We start from the raw sequence: 20,782 nt of genomic DNA on the forward strand, positions 1-20,782 counted from the left end.
GTTAAGGGCGGAACAGCGTTAGGCCGGAGCCTTCGTCAGCTTTTTCTCTCTGATCCCGATGGCGCCATTCCAGCCGGGCAAGCGCCCGTAATCATCACCAGATTTTTCGAAGTACCTATCCCATTCGACCCGAATATCCATCTTTCGTCGCAGCACCGCCTCGTCCAATTGTTCTTTGACAAGGCGGCCGCCTCGTATGGTCGAACTGCGCAGCTTCGTCATGATAGTTGCCGGCGTCATCGTCCCGGATGGTGGAAGCAGTTCGTAGACTTCCTGCATCACACGGTCCCAGTAATCTTCCGACCGGACGTGGTCTAAGCGTTTGCGCAGCCGCTCAACCTCGCCGCGGAGCGCGGCGTTCTGGGTTTCCAGTGCGGCGTTGCGTGACTTGAGGCCCTCGGCTTCGACAATCGCCATATCGGCAAGAACAGAGCTCTCTACCCTAAGCTCGTCGTTCGCTCGAACGGATGCCTCGACCCTCGTGCGCTCGTCGTCGAAGCGAGCCTGGGCCTCGGCTAGCGCGGCACCCCAAACCGCATTCGCGAAGTCCATCAACGGCGCGAGCACCGGCTTGGGCAACTCGGCTTGCTGCGACCGCGGCTGGTAGGCTCTTTCCACCTTCCAGTCCCGTAGGTGCGGCCCCACTGCCTTGGACGAGCCTCCCTTCGCCCCGAGCTCCTCGCGAGCCCAGTCGCTTTGCAACTCGGCGATAACAGAGGTCTGCGATACCGGGTCGCCACGCTCCGCGAGCCGGTCGGCTGCGATCCACACCTGATCCCTGGTCGGCATTGCACATCACCTCCGACAGAGAGGATCCGACGAGCTCGTAAACAAAGCGCTCCAGGGAAGCGGAAAGTAAGCCGTGCTTTCCGCTTCCCGCTTTCCGGCAGTGTCACGGTGCCGAGACCGACAGCCGCGGCGTCGCTTCCGGCACACCGCGAAGCGGTAGCTTGGAGCACCAAGGCGGTCGCGCCGCCGCAAGGCGGTAAGGAAACCCATGGTTGTCGGAACGGCACACTTAGGCACGAAAGAAACCTTACCGGCCGTCGGAGAGCGACGACCGCTTGTCGAATCCTGCGATTGCTGGGACTTGGGGAGGGTGGTTTCCTGGGCGGTCACAGACGTGGACGATAACGACGACACCACCTTGCTGCGGGTCGCTCTCGGCCCTGACCATCGTGTCTCCGTGCCTCTAGCAGACATGGAAATCCGCCAGGTGAAATTCGCCTGTCTTTCCGAAGCCGTCCGGGCCTTAACTTTTGCGAGCCTGCCGTGGGCCCTGAAGGACGCTGACTGACATGGCATCGACCGTAGGGGCGATGTCGCCGGCGATAAATCCCGAATGGCTTTTCAAGCTACGCGTCGCCGTCGCGCGCCACGGGGAGAACGACCGGGCGCGTTGGTGGAACACCAATAAGGCATTGTCGACAACCGGCGCCCTCGCGCTGCGCCGCAACTTACCCCGCACCTACATGTTCGCGCAGGCAAGGATCGTCCTTGCGGTCGCAGCGCGTCGGTGCCGCGAGCATTACGACCTCCCGAACTCGGTAAACCTCTGGGACCTGCCCGAGGCATTGGAAGAGGCCGTCGAGGCCAGCTGGGGTGACTGGCTGGATGACGGAGCCGCGTGGGCGCCCTTCTTCGACAGCCTCAAGTCACCTGCGGCCCGAGACCTGACGACGCTCTTGACCGAGCTCGGGTTGGTCACGGACCGTGAGTTGGACGACGCCCGCTCTTTGCGCCGCTCCGCCGAGGGCCGCTCGGTGATCCTGTCACGCTCCTTCGGCGGGACGAAAGAGGAGGTCGCCCTGCTCGCGCTCGGCTTCGACAAGGGCACGGACGGCCTAGTCGTCCCGTACGCGAGGTTGGGCTAGCGATGAGACCTGTTACCGCCTGGTCATCCCGGCTCCTTCGGCACGGCCCCTTGGCGCCCGAGACCCACCAGATCTTCGCGAACTGGCGCTTCGAGGACGATGCCGACACGAACCTTCGCCGCGGCACCCAAGGCCATTTCGGCACGCGCGGCTGGGAGGAGGTCGTGCGCACCTCGGTCGGCGTCAGGGTGCGTGACTTCGCGCGCATCGCACCCCTCGTGCGCCTCGCGCAGGGTAAGGTGTCCTTCGACGACTGGCGGGATTGCCTGCGGCTGTGGCTGGTCGCGACCGAGGAACCCTTCGGCACGTTCGTTCGGGATTGGCTTTTCGGGGAGAGGCTGGAGGGGCGCGGCCGGGTCGCGGCCGGCGACGTGCGGTCCTTCGTCGACGCCGCATGGGCAGGCGCGGGCAAGGCCCCGCCCACTGACGACGGACGCGTCCGCGCCGCCCGCGACCTGATCAAGACCGCGACGGACCTCGGGCTGCTACACCCGGGCTCGACCACGCGGGACATCGCCTCTCCCGGAATGGGCGACGTCGCGCTCGTCTTCCACGTGCATCTCGTTGCGCAGTTCGAGGGCAGCGCGGCGCGGGTCGTGGACAGCCCCTACTGGCGCTCGGCCCTCATGCGCCCAGACGATGTTCACGCAGCCCTGCTCCGGCTGCACCAGTTCCGCAAGCTCGACTACCAGGTGGCCGGGAGCCTCGTTCAACTCTCGTTGCCCTACCGCGACGCGACCGCTTGCGCCGAGGCGATGGCGACATGAGCGAGTTCGAGGCACGGCTTTTCGGGACCCTGCTGCCGATCCTTGAGGACGGCGACCCGCGCGCGCGCATCAGCGCCTACCACGACATGCCCTATGCCATCTTCCGCTACGACGCGGCGGAGGAGTTCGCGCTGAGGAAGGCGGTCACCGACCTCGCCACCCGCCTCCAGCTCAAGGGCAAGCGGGTCACTCGGATCTCCCTCGCCGAATGCCTCGCCGCGGCGCTCGCCGGAAGCGGGCAGGCGCAGGAGGATTGGTATCAAGCGGAGCGGGACATCGGCCTCGCCGAGACCGTCGAGACGGTCGCCAACGTCCTGGCCACCTACTGCCCCTTGGTGAACCTCGTCGCGGAGCGACTGCCCACGGCGCCGGACCCGGCCAAGGACGTCGTCCTCGTGTCGAGGACCGGGGCGCTGTTCCCATTCTACCGGACCTTCTCGCTGCTGGAGCAGCTCAAGGGCCAGGTCAGCGTCCCTACCGTGCTCTTCTATCCGGGCGACATGGACGGGGCGGCGGGTCTCCGGTTCATGGGCGTCCTGGAAGCCGAGCACAACTACCGCCCCAAGATCTTCTGACGGGACAGTCCTGCCATGAGCGCCATCGGCTCCCTGTTCGCGAACGACATCAACCGGAAGATCGAGGAGGTCATCAAGGTCGACCAGGTCGACGCCGACGTGCTGCGCGCCGAGATCGAGGAATACGTCGTCACCGACGCCATCAAGGGGCACTACGTCGACATCCTCGAAAGCTACCGGGAATCCTCCCTGAAGCGCACCGAGGGCGTCGCCATCTGGATCTCCGGCTTCTTCGGGTCCGGCAAGTCGAGCTTCGCGAAGAACCTGGGCCTGGCCGTCGAGAACCGCGACATCGTCGGCTCCCCGGCCGCGGAGCTGTTCGCCGGGCGGATCGCCGACGAGAGGCTCAAGGTCGTCCTGCGCACGGTCAACGAGAAGATGCCGACGCATGCGGTGATCTTCGACGTGTCGACGGACCGCGGCATCCGGACCGGCAACCAGATGCTGACCGAGATCATGTACGGTCTCTTCCTGACGAGCCTCGGCTACGCGAAGGACCTCGATCTGGCGGAGCTGGAGATCGGCCTTGAGCAGGACGGGCGTCTGACGGAGTTCGAGGAGACCTACCGGTCGATCTACGGGAAGGAGTGGGACGGCGCGAAGGGCATGCTCGCCTTCGCCATCGGGCAGGCCAGCAAGGTGCTGCACACAATGGATCCGGGCACGTTCCCCGCGGCCGATTCCTGGGCCAAGACGCGCGCCAGGGCGGACATCACGCCTGGCCTCTTCGCCGAGCGCGTCTCCAAGCTCATGGACCGGCGCAAGCCCGGCCGTTCGCTGATGTTCGTCGTCGACGAGGTCGGGCAATTCGTCGCCCGCGACGTCCAGAAGATGCTCGACCTCCAGGCCATCGTGCAGCAGCTCGGCGTGAAGGGACGGGGCCGCCACTGGATCGCCGTCACCTCGCAGGAGAAGCTCAACGAACTGGTCGGCGGCCTGGACGACAAGCGGATCGAGCTGGCGCGGCTCATGGACCGCTTCCCGGTCCAGGTTCACCTGGAGCCCTCCGACATCTCGGAGGTCACGAGCCGACGGGTGCTGGCCAAGAACGCCGCCGCCCAGGCCCGCCTCGGCGAGATGTACGACGCGCACCGGGGGCGCTTCGCGCAGGCGACCCGGCTGACCGCCGACATCGCCTTGCCCGAGCTCAGCCGGGAACGCTTCGTAGACCTCTACCCGCTCCTGCCCTATCAGGTGGAGCTCATCATCCGGGTCGTGTCCGGCCTCCGGACGCAGGGGGGTGCCAGTAAGCACGTCGGCGGCGCGAACCGCACCATTATCAAGCTGGCGCAGCAACTGCTCATCAATCCTGGGACGGCGGTCGCGGCGCTGCCCGTAGGGTCTCTCGTGCGCCTGGACCAGGTCTACGACCTCGTCGAGAGCAACATCGCCTCGGAGATCCGGACGAAGATCGCCTCCGTGCCGGCGCGTCTTCCCGGCGTGCCCATGGCCCATGCCGTGGCGAAGGCCGTCTGCCTGCTGCACTTCGTCAAGAGCGTGCACCGCACGGCCGAGAACCTGGCCGCCTCCCTCCATCCGGCCGTCGACGCCCCAGACGGGACGATCGCGGTCAAGGAGGCGCTGAAAGCCCTGGAGGACGCGCAGATCGTCCGGCACGGGGAGGACGGCTACCGGATACCGACCCCGGCGGAGGACGACTGGGAGCAGAACCGCACCGGGGTCGCCCTGACCCGGGCCGCGGAGAACAAGCTGATCTCGGACACGCTGGCCACCTTCTGGACGCCGACGCCCACGTTCAACCTCGCCGACGCCAAGCTGTTCAAGGCCGGGTTGACGGTCGACGGCAAGGAGGTCGCCAGGAACGACCTGCCGTTCCACGTGCTCGTCGCCGCCGACGTGCAGGAGGCGGACCGGCTCTCGGCCGATGCCCGCGTCCGCAGTCAATCCGAGAAGGGGACCGTCTTCTGGGTCGTCACGCTCTCCACGGACATCCGCAGGGAGATGCAGGAGGCGTTCCGCTCGCAGGAGATCATCGCGCGCCGCTCGCGGGGAGCCACGACCGCGGACGAGAGCACGCTCCTCGTAGAGGAGAAGGCGCGCTTACGCCGGCATACCGACCAGCTGCGCGGCTACCTCAAGGCGGCCTGCCTGGCCGGCGCCGTCTACTTCCGCGGCAACGATCGCAGCCCCGGCGGCACGGCGGAGGTCGGCAAGGCGGTCGCCGAGGTGATGCGGGCGGTCCTGCCCGACGTCTACGACCGATTCGAGGCAGCGGCCGCCAAGCGCGCAGACCTCGACAAGGGCATCGCCGCCCTCCTGACGGCGGACAACCTCAACGGCCTGCCGCCGGTCTTCACGGCGCTCGGCCTCCTGAAAGACGAGAACGGTCGCGTCGTCATGGACTGCGACAAGCCCCCGCTGTCCGACGTGCTCGCCCGCATCGCCGACCGCTCCGGCTACGGTGAGCTCGCCTCCGGCCGTTACCTGGAGGAGGCGTTCGGCCAGGCGCCCTACGGATGGGACTTCGACGCAGTGCGCCTCTTCGCCCTGGCACTCCTGCGCGCCGGCAGGATCGAGGGGCTCCACAGGAGCCAGACCGTCGACAACGCCGGCGGCGTGCCGGCCAAGGAGGTGTTCCAGAACAACCCGTTCTTCCGCGGTGCCACCTTCAGGCCCAAGAAGGGCGTCGACTTCGAGGAGATCGTCAACGCGGCGGAGAACTACCGCACCACCTTCGGGCGCGAGATCCAGGACCTGACGGACCACAAGGTCGCCGCCGAAATCCGCTCCGCCATCGAAGGATGCGAGGACAGGGTCGCATCGGTCGTGGCGACCCTCCGCGGCTCCTCTCTCCCCGGTCGCGAGGCCATGGAGGCGGCGGCCGACCTGATGAAGGCGGTTCGCCGGGGTACCAACGAGCGGACGATCCTGGATTTCAACTCCGGTCATGCCGACCTCAAGGAGGCCGTCAGGAAGGCCGGCGAGGTCGAGAAACTCGTCGGTCCCGCCGAGGTCGCCAAGATCGCGGCGGCCCGGGACGTGATTAGATGGCGCTGGCCGGTCCTCCAGGAGGAGCAGGACCTCTCGGATGCAACTCGGGCGGACGGCGCGCTGCTGCTCGACCTGCTCGAACGCGAGACCTTCTACAGGGAGATCGCCCAGATCGCGATCGTGTCCGGCAGGATCGGCGCCGAGTACGACAGGCGATACAAGCAGGCCCTCGAACGACGCGTCTCGGCCTACCAGGACGCCTTGGACAGGTTGGCCCGGAGGCCGGAATGGGCCGAACTCTCGGACGCGCAGCAGGACGCCGTCACCGAGCGGCTTCGCCGCGGCGCCGACCCCACGCAGAACAACCAGACCCTCCAGCATCTCCGCTCGGAGACGGAAGCTTGTGAGGGTCGCCTGGGTGCGGCCGCCGCGCGGATGCACGAATTGCTGGAGGGCGACCGGCTCGCGACCCTGCGCATCTCCGAGTTCTTCCAGGACGGCATCGAGACCGTTGAGCAGCTTGACCAGACCCTGGACGTCATCCGGGACGAGGTTTCCCGGCTCATCGGCGCCGGCAAGAAGGTCATGGCGACCTGGGGGGCCTGATGGACAGGGAGATCCGAAATGCCCTGCAGGGATTGACCCAGCGGGCCAGGGCCCTGCTCTCTGGCGAGTTCGGGGAGCAGATGGAGGCGACCTACGACATCATGCGGTCGGGGGCGTCCGTGCAGGCACCTGGGGCGCACCTTGGCAGGCGCCAAGCCGCGCTGCGCGACCGCCTCGCCGAGGCGGTCGCGCACAAGCGGGCCGCGGGCATGTCGGCGCAGGAGGCGTTCGACGACTTCGTCCGGGACGCGGCCTTCACGACCCTGAACCGGTTCGCAGCCCTGAAGATGCTTGAGGCCCGCGGGTTGCTCCGGCCTTGCGTCGGCGAGGGGGAGCTCTCCTCGGGTTACGCGAACGAGTTCGCCGGCGTGGCCCCGGAACTGAAGCTGCTGCCGTCCGGCGAGGGCTACAGGCTCTTCGTCGAGAGCATCTTCGACGAACTGTCCACCGAGGTGAAGGTCCTGTTCGACCGGCGTGACCCGGCCTCGATGCTGTGGCCGAAGAAGGCGGTCTTCGACGACCTCCTCGCGCTCCTGAACGATCCTCGGCTAGCGTCCGCCTGGATCGAGGACGAGACGCTCGGCTGGATTTACCAGTTCTTCAACTCCGGCGAGGAGCGGCGCGCAATGCGGGAGGCGAGCCAGTCGCCGCGCAACGGGCGCGAATTGGCGGTGAGGAACCAGTTCTTCACACCGTCCTACGTGGTCCGCTTCCTTGTCGAGAACACGCTCGGCCGGATCTGGCTTGAGATGTCCGATGGGCGCTCGGCCCTGTCCGGCGCATGCGAGTACATGGTCCGCGATGGCGTTGACGGTGGAACGGCGCCGCGACGTCCGAGGAAGGACCCGCGCGACATACGGGCCCTGGACCCGGCCTGCGGCTCGGGGCATTTCCTCCTGGGCCTCTTCGACCTGTTCGTCACCGTCTACGAGGAAGGCTGGCAGGCCGAGGAAGCCCCGGTATCGGAATGCACCGGCCGGACGCTGCGCGAGGACTACCGTACGCTGGAGGCCCTACGGGCGGCGGTGCCGGGGTTGATCCTCCGGCACAACCTTCACGGCGTCGACATTGACGCTCGCTGCGCGCAGATCGCGCAGTTCGCGCTCTGGCTGAGGGCGCAGCGCGCGTTCGAGCAAGCAGGGATCGCACGGGGCGACCGACCGCGTATCACGCGCTCGAACGTGGTGGTGGCCGAGTCCATGCCGGGCGAGCGGAACCTGCTTGAGGAGTTCCTACGCGGCCTGCAAGGCGAGAGGCTCGAAGCCCTGCTTGCGCGGGTGCTGGACGACGCCTCCGGAAAGGAGGTTCGGGTCACGCCCGCCATGGCCGACAGTCTCGCCGACCTCGTGCGCGCCGTCTGGGCCGAGCTGGAACTGGCCGGCGACATGGGCCTGCTCCTGCGCATCGAGCGGCGCATGTCTGAGGTCGTCGCGAGGGGACGCGCGCGCTGGACGGAGGAACTACCCTTGTTCACGTCCGTCGACTTCACGCCGCTGGCGGGCGAGAGCGGGTTCGGCGATGGGAGCGGCTTCTGGAACAGGGCCGAGGCGATGGTCCTGCTCGCCTTGTCGGAATACGCGGCGTCGGTCGCAGGACCCGGGCGGACGGCCCGCAAGCTGTTCGTCGAGGACGCCGCGCAGGGCTTCGCGCTCGTGGACCTGTCCACAAAGCGCTTCGACGTGGTCGTGATGAACCCCCCGTTCGGGGCGGGCTCCGTCGCGGCGAAATCGAAGTTCGAGAGCTCCTATCCACGCTCCAAGGTCGACGTCTACGCCGCCTTCGTGGAGCGCGGCATCGAGCTGCTGCAGGAGGGTGGCCGCCTCGGCGCCATCACGTCTCGGACGGGCTTCTACTTGTCGGACTTCGCCAAGTGGCGCCGCGAGGTGATCCTGAAGTTGGCGCCGCCCGTCGTCTTCGCCGACCTCGGCGCCGGCGTCCTCGACGGGGCGATGGTCGAGACGGCCGCATACTGCCTGGAGGCGCCGCGATGACGCTCTTCGTCCGACTGCTGGACGTCCCGGTCGACGACAAGGCGGAGCGCCTGCGCGAGGCGGTCCAGGGCGAGGGCGGCGCCTCGATGCGCCGCGACCCGGCCGACATGACGAACGTCCCCGGCGCGGCCTTCGTCTATTGGCTGCAACCGACTCTCCTCGACTTGTTCCGGGGTGAGAGCCGGTGGGAGGACTTCGAGAGCAGGTGCGGGCTCGGCACGCTCGACGATTTCCGATTCCTGAGGCTGTGGTGGGAGGTGCCGTCGGACGATGCCGGCTGGGTCCCATTCGCCAAGGGCGGCCGTTTCTCGCCTTTCCACGCGGACATCGCCCTGAAGGTCAACTGGCACGGCGGCGACGAGTTGAAGGCCTCGGTCGAGCGGAAAGTCGGGTCGGCCTCGCGCAAGGTCCAGGGCCAGGAATTCTACTTCCGAGAGGGCCTGACCTGGCCGAGGCTGCCGCACGTCATCGGTTCGTTCCAATTCCTGCCGCGGGGCTGCATCTACAGCGATGGAGGGCCCGGGATCTTCTCGCGGGACTCGTCCGCCCTTGGCCCCCTCTGCGCCGTCCTCAACAGCGCACCTTTCCTCTTCCTGCTCGAATGCCTCATGCCGCGGGGCAGCGAGGGCGGACAGACGCTCAAGTACGAGGCCGGGTACATCACTTCGGTCCCGTTCCCCGACCTCGACCACGCCTTGGCAGACAGGCTGGCGAGGCTCGCCGAGGTGGGATGGGAGCTCGGCCTCGAAAAGTCCCGGTCGTCTGAAACCTCCCTCCGCTTCGCGGGTCCGGCACCGATGAATTCGCTGGGCGCCATCGACAACCGCATGACGCAAATCCTGAACGAGTGCGACGCGCTGAGCGCCGAGGCGCTGCGCCTCGACGAATTGAGCATCGCGGAGGTCGCCGCTTGGGCGCGCCTCCGAAGGTCTCAGGCACTCCCGCCGTCCGTCGAGGACGAGGGGGCGCGCTACGCCTCCACGTATCTCTCATGGTGCGTCGGCCGCGCCTTCGGCCGGTTCCGGCCGGTCGAGCCTGGCGACGGGAATGCCTGCCTGGGACCGTTCGACGCCCTTCCGGAGCTTCCCCCGGCCGCGAGCCCGTCCGACGGGGGCGCCACAGGGCCGCTGCGCAACATCCTTGTCGACGACCTCGGGCATCCCGACGACATCGTCACGGCGGTGGCGTCCTTCGTGGCCGAGGACCCTGAGGGCGTCGTCGATATGGAGCCGGATGACCTCCGGGTATGGCTCGCGTGAGAGTTCTTCGCCGAGCACCTCGCCACATACAGTGGTTACCGACGCAAGGCGCCGATCTATTGGCAATTGGCGACGCCCAGCGCGTCGTATTCGGTCTGGCTGTACTACCCGAGCTTGACCTCCGACACCCTCTACCGCGTCCACTCGGACTACGCGCGGCCCAAGCTTCTCCACGAGAGGAGCAATCTCGACAGATTGCGCTCCGAGTTCGGACCTACTCCGAGCGCGGCGCAGCGGAAGGACATCGAGCGCCAGCAGAGGTTCGTGGACGAGTTGCAGGCATTCGCCGACGACATCGGCAAGCTAGCGCCGCTGTGGTCGCCCAAGCTCGACGATGGCGTGATCGTCAACTTCGCCCCGTTGTGGCGCCTCGTCGGGCACAACAAGGCGTGGCAGAAGGACCTCGTGGTAACGTGGCGGGCGCTGTCCCAGGGCAAGTACGACTGGGCCGGCATCGCCCTGCGCCTCTGGCCGGAGCGGGTCGTGCCCGCCTGTTCCGAGGACCGTAGCCTCGCCATCGCACACGGCCTCGTGGCGGACTTCTGGGAGGAGACAGCCGCGGGCAAGTGGTCACCGAAGGCATCCCCGGATCGGTCGGCGGAGGAGGTCGCAGCCGGCCTGGCCGTCCCGGCCGTCCGGGAGGCGCTCGCCGAGTTGCAGGGCTCGGCCGATCCGGAAACCCCGGGCCGCCGGACCCGCCGTCGTTCTTGAGGTCGCAGTCCGTGCATCCCCTTCACGACTACATCGCCGGGCAGATTGCCGCCCAATTGAGGGACAGGTGGGTCGTCGTCATGTACGACCATCGCCAGGAGTTCGAGCCGTTCTTCCGCGAGATGGCCCCGAACGCGGGCGTCGACCCGGTCGACGTCGAGGTCGGCGGCCGCAAGGCGAAGCTGTCGCGGTTCTCGGGCTCGTTCCTAGAAACCAAGATGGCCGTCGAGCCGCTGGTAGGCACCGACGACCCTGCCTCGGTCCTCGTCTACGTCCCGGGGCAGCAACACGACGAGAGGACGTCGCTGCTCCTTGAGATGGAAAGCGCGGGTGCGGTGTACAGGCCGCAGCTCAAACAACTGGCGCGCCAGGTCCTGCGCCGTACGATGACTGACGTCATGATCGACGGCATCCTGCGCCCGGAGTCGGTCGGGTACGACGACCTGGCCCGGGTCGCGGCGCAACCCTCGGGCGGCGAGCCGGCCTCGCTCCTGCGGAGCCTGTTCGAAGGCGCCTCCGACGCGGTCGGCATCATCGCGTCCTGGTGCCTCGACCCCTCCAAGGACCGGGCACTGATCGACAAGGGGGCGGTGCCCGAGCTCATCCACTTGCTGGACGTTCGCCTCGGCCTCTCCATGCCGGAGGACGCCGTCCCTTCGAGGATGCGGGCGGCAACTCTCAGGCACGTCCTGGGCTCCGAGTTCCTGCTCGACCTTCGGACAGGCGTGCCTGCCCTTCCAGGCGTCACGACGCCGAAGACCAAGGACCAGGAGCAGGGCGTGCGCCAGGTGGCGGTGCAGATGCGGTTGAGGTCGCCGGAAGCCTACGAGGGCATCGCGGATACGGTCGAGAAGGAACTCGGCGTCGACCGGCTCGACCTGGACGGCGACGCATTCGGCGCCATCGACACCTTCCGGGTGGAGGAGGCGCGCGTAGTTGCCCACTGCTTCGGCTTGGTCGCCGCGGAGCGCTACGCCGAGGCGCGGGCGGTCATCGACGAGAGGGATGCGAGCTTCTGGGTCGAACGGTCCGCCGAGCGGCGGGCGACTTGGGAGGTGTGTCGCGCCATGGTCGAGCTCGGCACGCTCGCCGGCGAGGTACGGGGGCAGTTGGCGAAGGCCAACGGTAAGCCTGCCCGCTGGGTCGAGATGTACGTGGCGGATCAAGGCTGGCATCGGCTGGACCGCGCCCAGCGGACGCTGGAGCGCGTCGCCCGGCACCTCGACGACGAGGCCGGGGAAAGGGCTCTCGGCGTCGTCCGGAACGCCTACGAGGACACCTGCGCCCGAATGGCGGAAGGCTTCGTCAAGGCGCTGGAGGGAGCGGATTGGACCGTTCCCGGCATGCTCCGTCACGACAAGGTGTTCGCGGAGGCCGTGCACCCAAGGGCGAAGCCGGTCGCCTACCTCCTGGTCGACGCGCTCCGGTACGAGATGGGCGTCGAGCTGGCAGGTCGGCTGGCCACTTCCGTCGCCGAGCTCTCCATCGTCCCGGTGGTCGGCGCCTTGCCGGGAGTCACCGCGGTCGGCATGGCCGCGCTCATGCCCGGGGCCGCCGGCGGCTTCTCGGTCGAGGAGCGGGGCGGCAAGCTCGGCGCCCTCGTCGATGGGACGTTCGTCGGCGACTTGAAGGGGCGCCAGGCACACGCCAGGGCCCACCTGCCGGCCTCCGTCGACATGACCCTCGACGCCGTGCTCTCCTCATCCGCGAAAACCCTGGCCGGACGCATCGAGGGGGCGCAGGTCGTCATCGTGCGCTCGCAGGACATCGACCAGGCCGGCGAGGGCGCGACCTCGTTCGCGAGGGTCGTGATGGACGGCGTGATCGAAAACATCGCCCGCGCCCTCAAGCGGCTCGCGGACGCCGGCGTGGAGAGCGCCGTGGTCGTGGCCGATCACGGACACCTCTTCTTCGGCCAGGACAGGAACGAGGGCATGCGGCTTGAAGCGCCCGGCGGCGTGACCATCGATCTGCACCGCCGGTGTTGGGCCGGCCGCGGGGGCGCCACGCCGGCCGGCGCCGTCCGGGTGTCGGCCGACAGGTTCGGCTACCTCTCGGATCTCGACTTCGTGTTCCCGCGAGGCACCGGCGTCTTCAAGGCCGGCGGCGACCTCGCCTATCATCACGGCGGCTTGAGCCTGCAGGAGCTGGTTGTGCCGCTGATCAACCTGCGCCTGAAGCCCGGCCGGGCCGCGGCAACGGAGAGGAAGGCGGTATCCGTCACCCACGAGGCGACGCTGACCAACAGGATCTTCATGGCGCGCATCGAGCTCGGCGGGACGCTGTTCACGGAGGCGTTGAACGTCAGGCCGGCCGTCGTCTCGGCCGACCGGCAGGTCGCGACGGTGATGATGACCGATCCGCCCCGAGCGGACGACGGCACGGTCAAGGTTCAGCCGGGCGCGACTGTGACGGTCGGCTTCATGCTGTCCGACGACGCCGTTAAGTCGGTCCGCTTCCAGGTGCTGGACGGGGATACCGACGCCGTCCTTTATGCCTCAAAGGACGTCCCGGTCCGGCTCGCCCTATGACCCAGCGCTTCGAGACCACGGCCCCGACGCGCGACGCGCTCGACGACATGGCCAATCGGACTTTCGCCGGCAAGGTCGTGCGCAAGGACCTGGTGCGGAAGGTGAAGGTCGGCGCCAACGTGCCGGTCTTCGTGCTGGAGTTCCTCCTCGGAAAGTATTGCGCCTCCTCCGAGGAGATGGCCATCCAGATGGGCCTGCGCGTCGTCAACGACATCCTCGCTAACAACTACATCAGGGACGACGAGAGCCAGAAGGCGCAGAGCAAGGTCAAGGAGAACGGCCGACACTCATTCATCGACAAGGTGAAGGTCCGGCTGGTCGATTCGGACTACTGGGCCGAAGGGGCGAAGTTCGGCCACCGCTTTATTCACGTACCCAGCGAGTACGTTCGCGCCTATGACCGGCTTCTGACGGGAGGCATCTGGGCGCAGGTCGACCTCAAGTACGAGTTCGACGAAGAGACCCGGGGCAAGAACCCCTTTCGCATCGAGAAGCTGAACCCGATCCAGATCGCGGCCTTCGACCTAGAGGAGTACCGCGTCGCAAGGCGGGAGTTCAACACTGACGAGTGGATAGACCTCTTGCTCCGCAGCATGGGCTACGAACCGGGGCCCATGGACAGGCGCCTGAAGCTGCACCTGCTGGTCAGACTAATTCCGCTGGCCGAGCGCAACTACAACCTGGTGGAGCTCGGGCCACGCGGCACCGGCAAGAGCTACGTTGTCCAGGAATTCTCGCCGTACTCCTCGCTCCTCACGGGGCCGACGACGGTCGCGAACCTCTTTGGGCACATGGGCGGCCGGCAGAAGGGCATGGTCCAGATCTGGGACGTCGTCGCCTTCGACGAGGTGGCCGACCTGGAGAAGATGCCCAAGGAGGTTGTCACCACGATGAAGACCTTCTGCGAGTCCGGGACCTTCCAGCGCGGGCCAGAAGCCGCTTCCGGGGACGCGAGCATTGCGATGTTCGGCAACACCAACCAGCCCGTCGACGTGATGGTCAGGACCGGCCACCTCTTCGAGCCGATGCCCGCCGTGATCCGCGACGACATGGCCTTCATCGACCGCATGCACTTCTACCTCCCGGGATGGGAGGTGCCGAAGATGCGGACGGACATGTTCACCGACCACTATGGGTTCGTCGTCGACTACCTCGCGGAGGCGCTCCGCGACCTGCGCAAACATAACTTCACTGAGACGGCGGAACGCTACTTCTCCTACGGGAGCCACCTGAACGCCCGCGACCGCAAGGCTGTCAACAAGACCGTGTCCGGGCTGATGAAGATCCTCCATCCCCACGGAGAAGCCTCGCGCGAGGACGTCGCCGAACTGCTCGACCTGGCGCTGGAGGGGCGCCGCCGCGTCAAGGAGCAGCTCAAGAAGATGGGCTCGTTCGAGTACCACCAGGTCGCGTTCTCCCGCATCGACCGCGAGACGGGCGAGGAACACGTGGTCGGTGTGCCGGAGCAGGCGGCCCGCCAGGTCGTCTCGCCCGACCCCCTGGCTCCCGGCGGTCTGTACGCGTCGGGGGTCGCCGCGGACGGGGCCGTTGGCCTGTACCGGGTCGAGGTCTCGACGGCGGCGGGAAGCGGCCGGCTCCGGCTGGCCGGCGGCGTGGCTGGCGCCATGAAGGAATCGGTAACGCGGGCCTTCAGTCACCTCGCGGCGACCAAGGGTGAGATGGGGGTCGCCAAGGAGGCGTCCGCACTCGACTTCCACCTGGAGGTCGTCGACTTGACGGGCAACCGGGCGGACGCCGAGATCGGGGTGGCCTTCTATGTCGCCTGCCTTTCGGCGCTCCGCAGGGCGCCGGTCGCGGCCGGCACGCTCATCTTGGGGGACCTGAGCGTGCAGGGGAACATCAAGCCCGTCCGCTCGCTCGCCGAGCCGCTGCAGGTCGCAATGGACAACGGCTGCCGCCGCGCCCTCATCCCACTAGAGAACAAGCGGAGCTATCTGGAAGTGTCCGGTGAGGCCGCCGAACAGGTCGACCCAATATTCTACGGGGACCCCCGGACCGCGGCGCTGAAGGCGTTAGGCGTCCCTTAAACCTTCAGGGGAGCGCCGCCGTGGTCGCATCCCCGGCTTGGGAGGCTGCCGCAGGCACGTCGTCTGCCTCGTCGTCCTCGGCGGTATCTTGCTCCAAAGCCTTGATCGCCTCCAGGTGGGTCTGCTTCGCCTCCTGTATCAGGCCCATGACGTCGACGATGCGGATCTCGTCGTTCGGCGAGGACCTCTGCCACTTGTCGAGCAACTGCACCTCGGCTCCCACGGTTGTTTCCTTTTTAGGAAAGCTGCCGATCAGATATCCGTGAACGGAAACGTAGTGAGTGACGTTATTCTTGCACCAAGTCTTAATCTTGAAAATATAGTCTTCCAACTGCCTGTAATGCTCGATTTCCAGCGGCATCGAAGGCGACTTGAGCTCGACGATCATGAGCCTATACGGCCCGCTCAGTACGGGGTCGCTCAACATAAAGGTGAGGTCCGGCCTCGTCCTGTCCTTCTTGGACTTCGACGGATCTTCGTCAACATCGGAAAATATTGGGGCGAATTCATCCACGCCCAGGGCTTCAGCGACTCGGGTCACCGTCTTGTTGATGTCGATGTCGCTTGTCAGGTATGTGGAGAACTCGGGACGGATCAGCCAAGGGTTATCTTTCAGGAGTTGATGCAACTCCTTCTCGCGCATCTTCGTGCGCCAGTCCTCACGCTGCGCACCTTCCATGAGCGTTTGGATGGCTTGAATGCCGCTGCGGCGACCGCGGTACAGCTTGAGCGCGTCGAGCTTTTCGATCTCCGCGAGTTCGCGAAGCTCGCCCGCGACCTTCCCTAGCGTCTCCGGCTTCGAGCCCAGGGTGATCAGCTTGGTGAGCACTTCGGTCGCGTTGACGGAATTCAAGATCACGGGAGCGAGTTCCTGGAACTCCTCCGTTCCGACCGGATGCACGCTGGCTATTGACTTGAGAAGCTTCTCCGCCGCCTTTCGGGTCTTCCTGGGCAGGTTGCGCACGATGCGCATCAAGACGCGGGCTTCGGGATCGTTGTTAAGCTCGTGCTCGGCCTGGTCCTCGCGGTACTTGGCGTGCCGTGCAATCGCTGCCTTCATGATGTCGGTCAGCCTGTCCGACAGCGCCTCGAAGATCTCGTTTCCTTCCTTGAACTGGGTCCTGCTCGTGTTGATGATGTCGACCGGGCCACGGTCGAGCTCATCCACCTCGAAAACGGCCTCCATGTAATCCTGCGAATGGAAGCTGTGCATGCCAGTGCCGAGCTTCAGCAGGGTAGGGCCAGCTGCGAGCCTCTTGTTGCAGTAGATGCGCGCGCCCCGCTTCCCGGCGGGCAGGTGCTCGTTCTTACTCCTGAAGCCGACGTAGTAGCGGAAGCCGATTTCGCCTAAGCCCTCTACAGGAGCGCTTCCCGAGGCGAGGCGGTCCTCTACCACGTCGTCCCGCGTCAACTCCGCGGGGTAGATGAACTCGTATGCTGGGACGTCTACGGAAATGAGCTTGCCATTCAACTCGATGCGCATGTCTTCGGGTTTAACGGCGAAGAACGACCGGGCGATACTTTCCCTGACGGCGCCTTCTGAGTCTTGAAGTGCGTCGCTCTTCAGAGACCTGAATTCGATACGGGTTCCATGCAGATCCGGTTCGAGTCCGTCCTCGTAGGTGACAGGAATGGACGCCGCGCGGACGTCGTCGACCTTGCCCAGGGCATCGTCGGACATCGTGATGACGGTCGCGTGCGTATCGCCGACGCGCTTCGTCCAGACCTGCACGACCGTCGCCGCGCCGAAGCCGGCCAACTTGCCGAGCCCCTTGCGACCCATGACGTATCGGCGCCCGCTCTCGGTCTTCAGCAGGCGCTCACGACCCTTCTTATCCTTCCTCCGGCTCCGGTTGAGCGGCAGGAACTTGTTCTGCACCTCCGCGGTCGTCATGCCATGACCGTCGTCCTCGATGGTCACAAGAATATCTTCCGGCAGTGTCTGCGTCAGGAGCCGGAACTTGACGAGCGAGGGGTCCTCCACCTCATCCTCGCCGTCCTCTCCGCCATCGGCGGCCCAAGAAGTGTCCTGCCCCGATTCGGCCTTAGCGGCCGCATCGGCGAGCTCCTCGTTCAACCGCGCCCTGAGCGCCTGGCGCTCCTCGGCGATGACGTCGAACGGGATGCGGATAGCGACCTTGTTCGCATCACTGTCATAGGCGTTGGCGATGAACTCGACGAGCACCTTCCCGATGCTCGTGTAGAGGTTGATCCCGAGCGTCTTGAGCATCCCGGTCTGGATGGCCATGACCATCTTGGAGGGACGCGGCGTCGCGCCCTCCGCCGTAACGTCGCCGACCGGCGTCGCGGCAGCGTCGTCTATATCCCCGGTAATGCCCTCACGGTCGATCACGGACGCTCCCCGACGGTATGCTGCGAGGCACCTTCGTGCCCCTATCCGAGGTTAGCACACGCCAAGCCTCGGGATAGGGCCATCGTCACCCAACCCACCAACCGTCCGGCCGCGGATGCCGAGCGCTAGCAAACCCGCGAGCGCGGCCGAAGGGACGCGAACGAACCCGCCGAGCCGGCCTCAGCCGATCTCGACCAACGTGCCGGTCGACCGTGACCGACGCTCGAACCCCCGTTCAAGGAGGTAGGTCGAGAGGACCTCGCGTAGCCGGACCCGGTTCCTGGTCGCGCATTCCCATATGACCAGCACGTGCCACCCCTTCGAGCGCAGTTCCTCCGCGACACGCCGGTCCCGCTCGGCGTTGCGCGCGATCTTTGTCGACCAGAAGGCTACGTTCGACTTGGCCGGCGCGGACCGCTTGCAATCGGGGTGCCCGTGCCAGAAGCAACCGTGCACGAAGACGGCAACCCGACGCCCGGCGAGGACCACGTCCGGCCTGCCAGGAAGTCCCTCGCGGCTCAAGCGGTATCCGACGCCGAGGTCCCGCAGAGCGAGCCGCACCGCCAGCTCTGGGGCCGTGTCGCTGCGCCGGACGCGCCGCATCAGCGCGGAACGACCTGCTTGATCGAGGAAATCGGTCACAGGGCGGCCGTTGCGAGGAAGGTGGCCTCGAACGTCTAGGGGCGCGGACGAGGAAAGGCCACATGCCGGCACACCGCCGCTGGCGAGCTGATGCCGCCACGCCGACGCATCACGCCGCCACCGGCTGTCTCGCGAGATGGTCCTTGAGGGCCCGGGCCAACACAGTGCCTACCGCCCGTCCGAGCGGTAGGGGCACGCCGTTGCCGATCTGACGGGCGACCTGCCAAGGCTTTCCCTCGAACACCCAATCGTCCGGGACGCCTTGCAGGCGCGCGCCCTCGCGCAGCGAAAGCACGCGGTCCTCATAGGGGTGGATGTACCGGCCCTTCGAGGGGTTCAGGAACTCGCACCTCAACGTGTTCGACGGGACATCCGGATCGATGCGCCCGTAAACGTCGGTCGCGTCACCGCCCAGCTTGATCCACGAGGGAGGGCAGAGTTCCGGGCATTGCCGAACCAGGTCGCGCCGGCCGCCGCGCGGCGGCACCATAGCGATGCGGGCGGCCGCCTTGCCGGTCTTGACAGGCCAAACGTGCATCGGGTCCCCATCCGATGGCGGCGGGACCATGATCGCACGCCCAGCCGACATGTTCCTGCGCCCGGGCTCCGGGGGGGCGACGGGGCCGATGAGCGAGGCGATGGTGAACGCCCGCTTGCGACGCTGCGGCGTGCCGAAATCGGCGGCGTCGAGCTCCCAGGTTGTGACGTCGGAATAGCCCAGGCCGGCCAAGCCGTCCGCCATCTGCCGCCACTGCTTGGAACGCAGGAAGGGCGGCACATTCTCGACCACGACGAGAAGGGGGCGGGACGCCTCAACCCATGGGAGGATGGCCAAGCCCAAACTGTTCCGGACATCGGTCGGATCGCGGCGACCAAGCGTGCTGAAGCCTTGGCACGGCGGGCCGGCTACGAGCACATCGCACGGGCGCACGCCCTTCGTTACGACCACGCTGCCCTTCACAGCGCAAGGGGCGACGTTGCGGTTGTACGAGGCGACGGCGTCCGCCGCGGCGTCGACGGCCAGGACGGGCCGGAAGCCGGCCTTCATCAAGCCCGCGCTGAACAGCCCGGCGCCGGCGAACAGGTCGATCAGGGTGAAGGGCCGGCGCATCTCGGGTCCGTCGCTTGCATGGCTCAGATCATACATTTATATGGAAGCTATGCAAGGCACCAGGAGGGCTAGGCATGGCTCGGCACGAAGCCGTCGACCTCGACGGACGCGATGCTATCACTTCGGAAGTTAAGGACTTCCTCGCGCGCACCGGCATGTCGGATACGGAACTCGGGAGGAGGACGAGTGTCCCGCAGACGTTCATTTGGCATCTGAAGCGGGGCAACTTCGCGAGGGTGACCCCGCGTGTGCGCCGCGTACTCCAATATATTCATATAAAAAATGAGGTGGCCGATCAGGACGTGACGGGCGTCAACCAGGCCATCGAGGGCTTCATCGCGGCCGGTGGCGACCTAGCGGTCCTGAGGTCGAGCATCGAGATGCTGACCCGGGCCTATGCGGACATCTGAACCCGGCGGTCGGCGCGTCCTCTAGCCAGAACCGAGGTGGCCGCCTTTCCCTGCCGGAGCGCCATCAGCTCGCATCGAAGGGCGGCGGCTCGTCGAGGCGAAGCACGTGACCTCACGCCGGATCAGCCCACGCTACCGGCGCCGGCCCACAGCGTACGGCCATCGAGCGGCCGGCGGACATCTGGGCGCCCTGCGGTATGTCGGCTGCTGAGCTCAGGCCGCACAGCTTCATGGCGTCCGCATAACGCGTAACGGGTGGCGTCCCCGTTATCCGTTCGGCGCGGATGCGCGCCGGACCGGCGTCCCCGCGGCGGCGCGGGCCCGGATCCCAGGCTTGCGCGGCGCGACCGCTTAAGCTTCGGCCGTGCGGAGGCGCGCCCTGGCCGTTGCCTGGGGATCCACATGGCGATTGCGGCAAAGAGCTGATGGACGAGGGAAACCGGCACGGTTGCGTTGACGCCCAGGGCGCCGGTCCCCTTATGTTCACGTGCGCTTCCGGACCGTTGCCCACCTCTCGGAGCCCCACCGTGTTCCTCCCCGGCCGCCTCATACCGGACGCCCGTCCGCTGCCCCCGGGCGGCGCCGCGCTCCCCGTCCACGCGATCAGCGGGGCCTGACCGGCACACGTCCGGCGGCCCGCGCACGAGGCCGCCATGAACCTCCACGACCCCAACCTATCCTACGACCCCGACCGCCTCGTCGGCGAGCTCTTCCGAAGATTGTCGTCGCTCAAGGGCCTCGGCATCGATGGGGGGGGCTTCTCCCGGGCCGTCCAGGCAGCCCTGGTCGCCCTTGGGCGCGCCGCCCACGAGGAGGGCGAGCGCCGGGCGCGGGCGCTGGCCGAGCGGACCGGGCCCAGGCCCACCGACGTCCGGGTCACCGCGCATGCCCGGAGGGTCGGCGACCCCGACGGCTTCGACATCGCCGACTGATCCGGCGCCCCTATCTCAGG

General features: G+C 67.0%; 16 protein-coding genes. 12 read left to right on the top strand and 4 right to left on the bottom strand.

Annotated elements, in window-relative coordinates; all coding sequences use genetic code 11:
• Window positions 1–18 precede the first annotated feature (18 nt).
• Window positions 19–789, bottom strand: a complete 771-nt coding sequence (locus tag FVE89_RS06880; protein ID WP_160533292.1) for a DNA-binding protein — start codon at window positions 787–789, stop codon at window positions 19–21.
• Window positions 790–1,123: 334 nt separating this feature from the next.
• Between FVE89_RS06880 and FVE89_RS06885 the strand changes: the two genes are divergently transcribed.
• The 10 genes from FVE89_RS06885 to brxL all read left to right on the top strand — a co-directional run bounded on the left by FVE89_RS06885 (window position 1,124) and on the right by brxL (window position 15,314).
• A complete protein-coding gene (locus tag FVE89_RS06885) occupies window positions 1,124–1,297 on the top strand; it encodes a hypothetical protein (protein WP_160533293.1) in 174 nt (57 codons plus the stop codon).
• Between the two features lies 1 nt (window position 1,298).
• On the top strand, window positions 1,299–1,874 hold the full coding sequence (locus FVE89_RS06890) for a BrxE family protein (protein ID WP_202130628.1): 576 nt from the start codon (window positions 1,299–1,301) through the stop codon (window positions 1,872–1,874).
• A 50-nt stretch (window positions 1,875–1,924) separates the two neighbouring features.
• The gene (locus tag FVE89_RS06895; protein WP_160533294.1) at window positions 1,925–2,641 is read left to right on the top strand and encodes a hypothetical protein; all 717 of its coding nucleotides are present in this window, start codon (window positions 1,925–1,927) and stop codon (window positions 2,639–2,641) included.
• Window positions 2,638–3,216: a BREX protein BrxB domain-containing protein gene (locus tag FVE89_RS06900; protein WP_160533295.1), complete on the top strand. Its 579-nt coding sequence runs from the start codon at window positions 2,638–2,640 to the stop codon at window positions 3,214–3,216. Before FVE89_RS06895 ends, FVE89_RS06900 begins: the two co-directional genes overlap by 4 nt.
• Window positions 3,217–3,231: 15 nt before the next feature.
• On the top strand, window positions 3,232–6,774 hold the full coding sequence (gene brxC / locus FVE89_RS06905; protein ID WP_160533296.1) for a BREX system P-loop protein BrxC: 3,543 nt from the start codon (window positions 3,232–3,234) through the stop codon (window positions 6,772–6,774).
• Complete coding sequence (locus FVE89_RS06910; protein WP_160533297.1) at window positions 6,774–8,765, top strand: SAM-dependent methyltransferase; 1,992 nt, start codon at window positions 6,774–6,776, stop codon at window positions 8,763–8,765. Before brxC ends, FVE89_RS06910 begins: the two co-directional genes overlap by 1 nt.
• Entirely contained in the window at window positions 8,762–10,024 is a 1,263-nt protein-coding gene (locus FVE89_RS06915; protein WP_160533298.1) for a hypothetical protein, read from the top strand. The genes FVE89_RS06910 and FVE89_RS06915 overlap by 4 nt, the downstream gene beginning before the upstream one ends.
• A gap of 66 nt (window positions 10,025–10,090) precedes the next feature.
• Window positions 10,091–10,735 (top strand): hypothetical protein, encoded by a 645-nt coding sequence (locus tag FVE89_RS06920; protein WP_160533299.1) that lies wholly within the window; start codon window positions 10,091–10,093, stop codon window positions 10,733–10,735.
• 11 nt (window positions 10,736–10,746) lie between these two features.
• Complete coding sequence (locus tag FVE89_RS31655; RefSeq protein ID WP_160533300.1) at window positions 10,747–13,266, top strand: PglZ domain-containing protein; 2,520 nt, start codon at window positions 10,747–10,749, stop codon at window positions 13,264–13,266.
• Complete coding sequence (brxL, locus tag FVE89_RS06930; protein WP_160533301.1) at window positions 13,263–15,314, top strand: protease Lon-related BREX system protein BrxL; 2,052 nt, start codon at window positions 13,263–13,265, stop codon at window positions 15,312–15,314. The genes FVE89_RS31655 and brxL overlap by 4 nt, the downstream gene beginning before the upstream one ends.
• Window positions 15,315–15,318: 4 nt before the next feature.
• On the opposite strand, the gene FVE89_RS06935 is transcribed toward brxL, so the two are convergent.
• The 3 genes from FVE89_RS06935 to FVE89_RS06945 all read right to left on the bottom strand — a co-directional run bounded on the left by FVE89_RS06935 (window position 15,319) and on the right by FVE89_RS06945 (window position 19,420).
• On the bottom strand, window positions 15,319–17,667 hold the full coding sequence (locus tag FVE89_RS06935; RefSeq protein ID WP_160533302.1) for an ATP-binding protein: 2,349 nt from the start codon (window positions 17,665–17,667) through the stop codon (window positions 15,319–15,321).
• Between the two features lie 180 nt (window positions 17,668–17,847).
• On the bottom strand, window positions 17,848–18,309 hold the full coding sequence (locus FVE89_RS06940) for a DNA mismatch endonuclease Vsr (RefSeq protein WP_160533303.1): 462 nt from the start codon (window positions 18,307–18,309) through the stop codon (window positions 17,848–17,850).
• Window positions 18,310–18,418: 109 nt separating this feature from the next.
• Entirely contained in the window at window positions 18,419–19,420 is a 1,002-nt protein-coding gene (locus tag FVE89_RS06945) for a DNA cytosine methyltransferase (RefSeq protein ID WP_160533304.1), read from the bottom strand.
• 74 nt (window positions 19,421–19,494) lie between these two features.
• On the opposite strand from FVE89_RS06945, the gene FVE89_RS06950 reads away from it, so the two are divergent.
• Window positions 19,495–19,830 carry a hypothetical protein gene (locus FVE89_RS06950; protein ID WP_160533305.1) on the top strand — a complete coding sequence of 112 codons (336 nt, stop codon included), beginning with the start codon at window positions 19,495–19,497 and terminating at the stop codon, window positions 19,828–19,830.
• Window positions 19,831–20,483: 653 nt separating this feature from the next.
• Window positions 20,484–20,762 (top strand): hypothetical protein, encoded by a 279-nt coding sequence (locus FVE89_RS06955; protein ID WP_160533306.1) that lies wholly within the window; start codon window positions 20,484–20,486, stop codon window positions 20,760–20,762.
• The last annotated feature ends 20 nt before the right edge of the window (window positions 20,763–20,782 follow it).

Source organism: Methylobacterium sp. 2A, assembly GCF_009806555.1.
Taxonomy (GTDB): domain Bacteria; phylum Pseudomonadota; class Alphaproteobacteria; order Rhizobiales; family Beijerinckiaceae; genus Methylobacterium.

Excerpts from the sequence above, each read along its gene's own strand:
- brxC (WP_160533296.1), top strand. The coding sequence starts at position 3,232 with ATGAGCGCCATCGGCTCCCTGTTCGCGAACGACATCAACCGGAAGATC.
- FVE89_RS06955 (WP_160533306.1), top strand. The coding sequence starts at position 20,484 with ATGAACCTCCACGACCCCAACCTATCCTACGACCCCGACCGCCTCGTC.
- FVE89_RS06880 (WP_160533292.1), bottom strand. The coding sequence starts at position 789 with ATGCCGACCAGGGATCAGGTGTGGATCGCAGCCGACCGGCTCGCGGAG.
- FVE89_RS06915 (WP_160533298.1), top strand. The coding sequence starts at position 8,762 with ATGACGCTCTTCGTCCGACTGCTGGACGTCCCGGTCGACGACAAGGCG.
- FVE89_RS06945 (WP_160533304.1), bottom strand. The coding sequence starts at position 19,420 with ATGCGCCGGCCCTTCACCCTGATCGACCTGTTCGCCGGCGCCGGGCTG.
- FVE89_RS06950 (WP_160533305.1), top strand. The coding sequence starts at position 19,495 with ATGGCTCGGCACGAAGCCGTCGACCTCGACGGACGCGATGCTATCACT.
- FVE89_RS06910 (WP_160533297.1), top strand. The coding sequence starts at position 6,774 with ATGGACAGGGAGATCCGAAATGCCCTGCAGGGATTGACCCAGCGGGCC.
- FVE89_RS06900 (WP_160533295.1), top strand. The coding sequence starts at position 2,638 with ATGAGCGAGTTCGAGGCACGGCTTTTCGGGACCCTGCTGCCGATCCTT.
- brxL (WP_160533301.1), top strand. The coding sequence starts at position 13,263 with ATGACCCAGCGCTTCGAGACCACGGCCCCGACGCGCGACGCGCTCGAC.
- FVE89_RS06890 (WP_202130628.1), top strand. The coding sequence starts at position 1,299 with ATGGCATCGACCGTAGGGGCGATGTCGCCGGCGATAAATCCCGAATGG.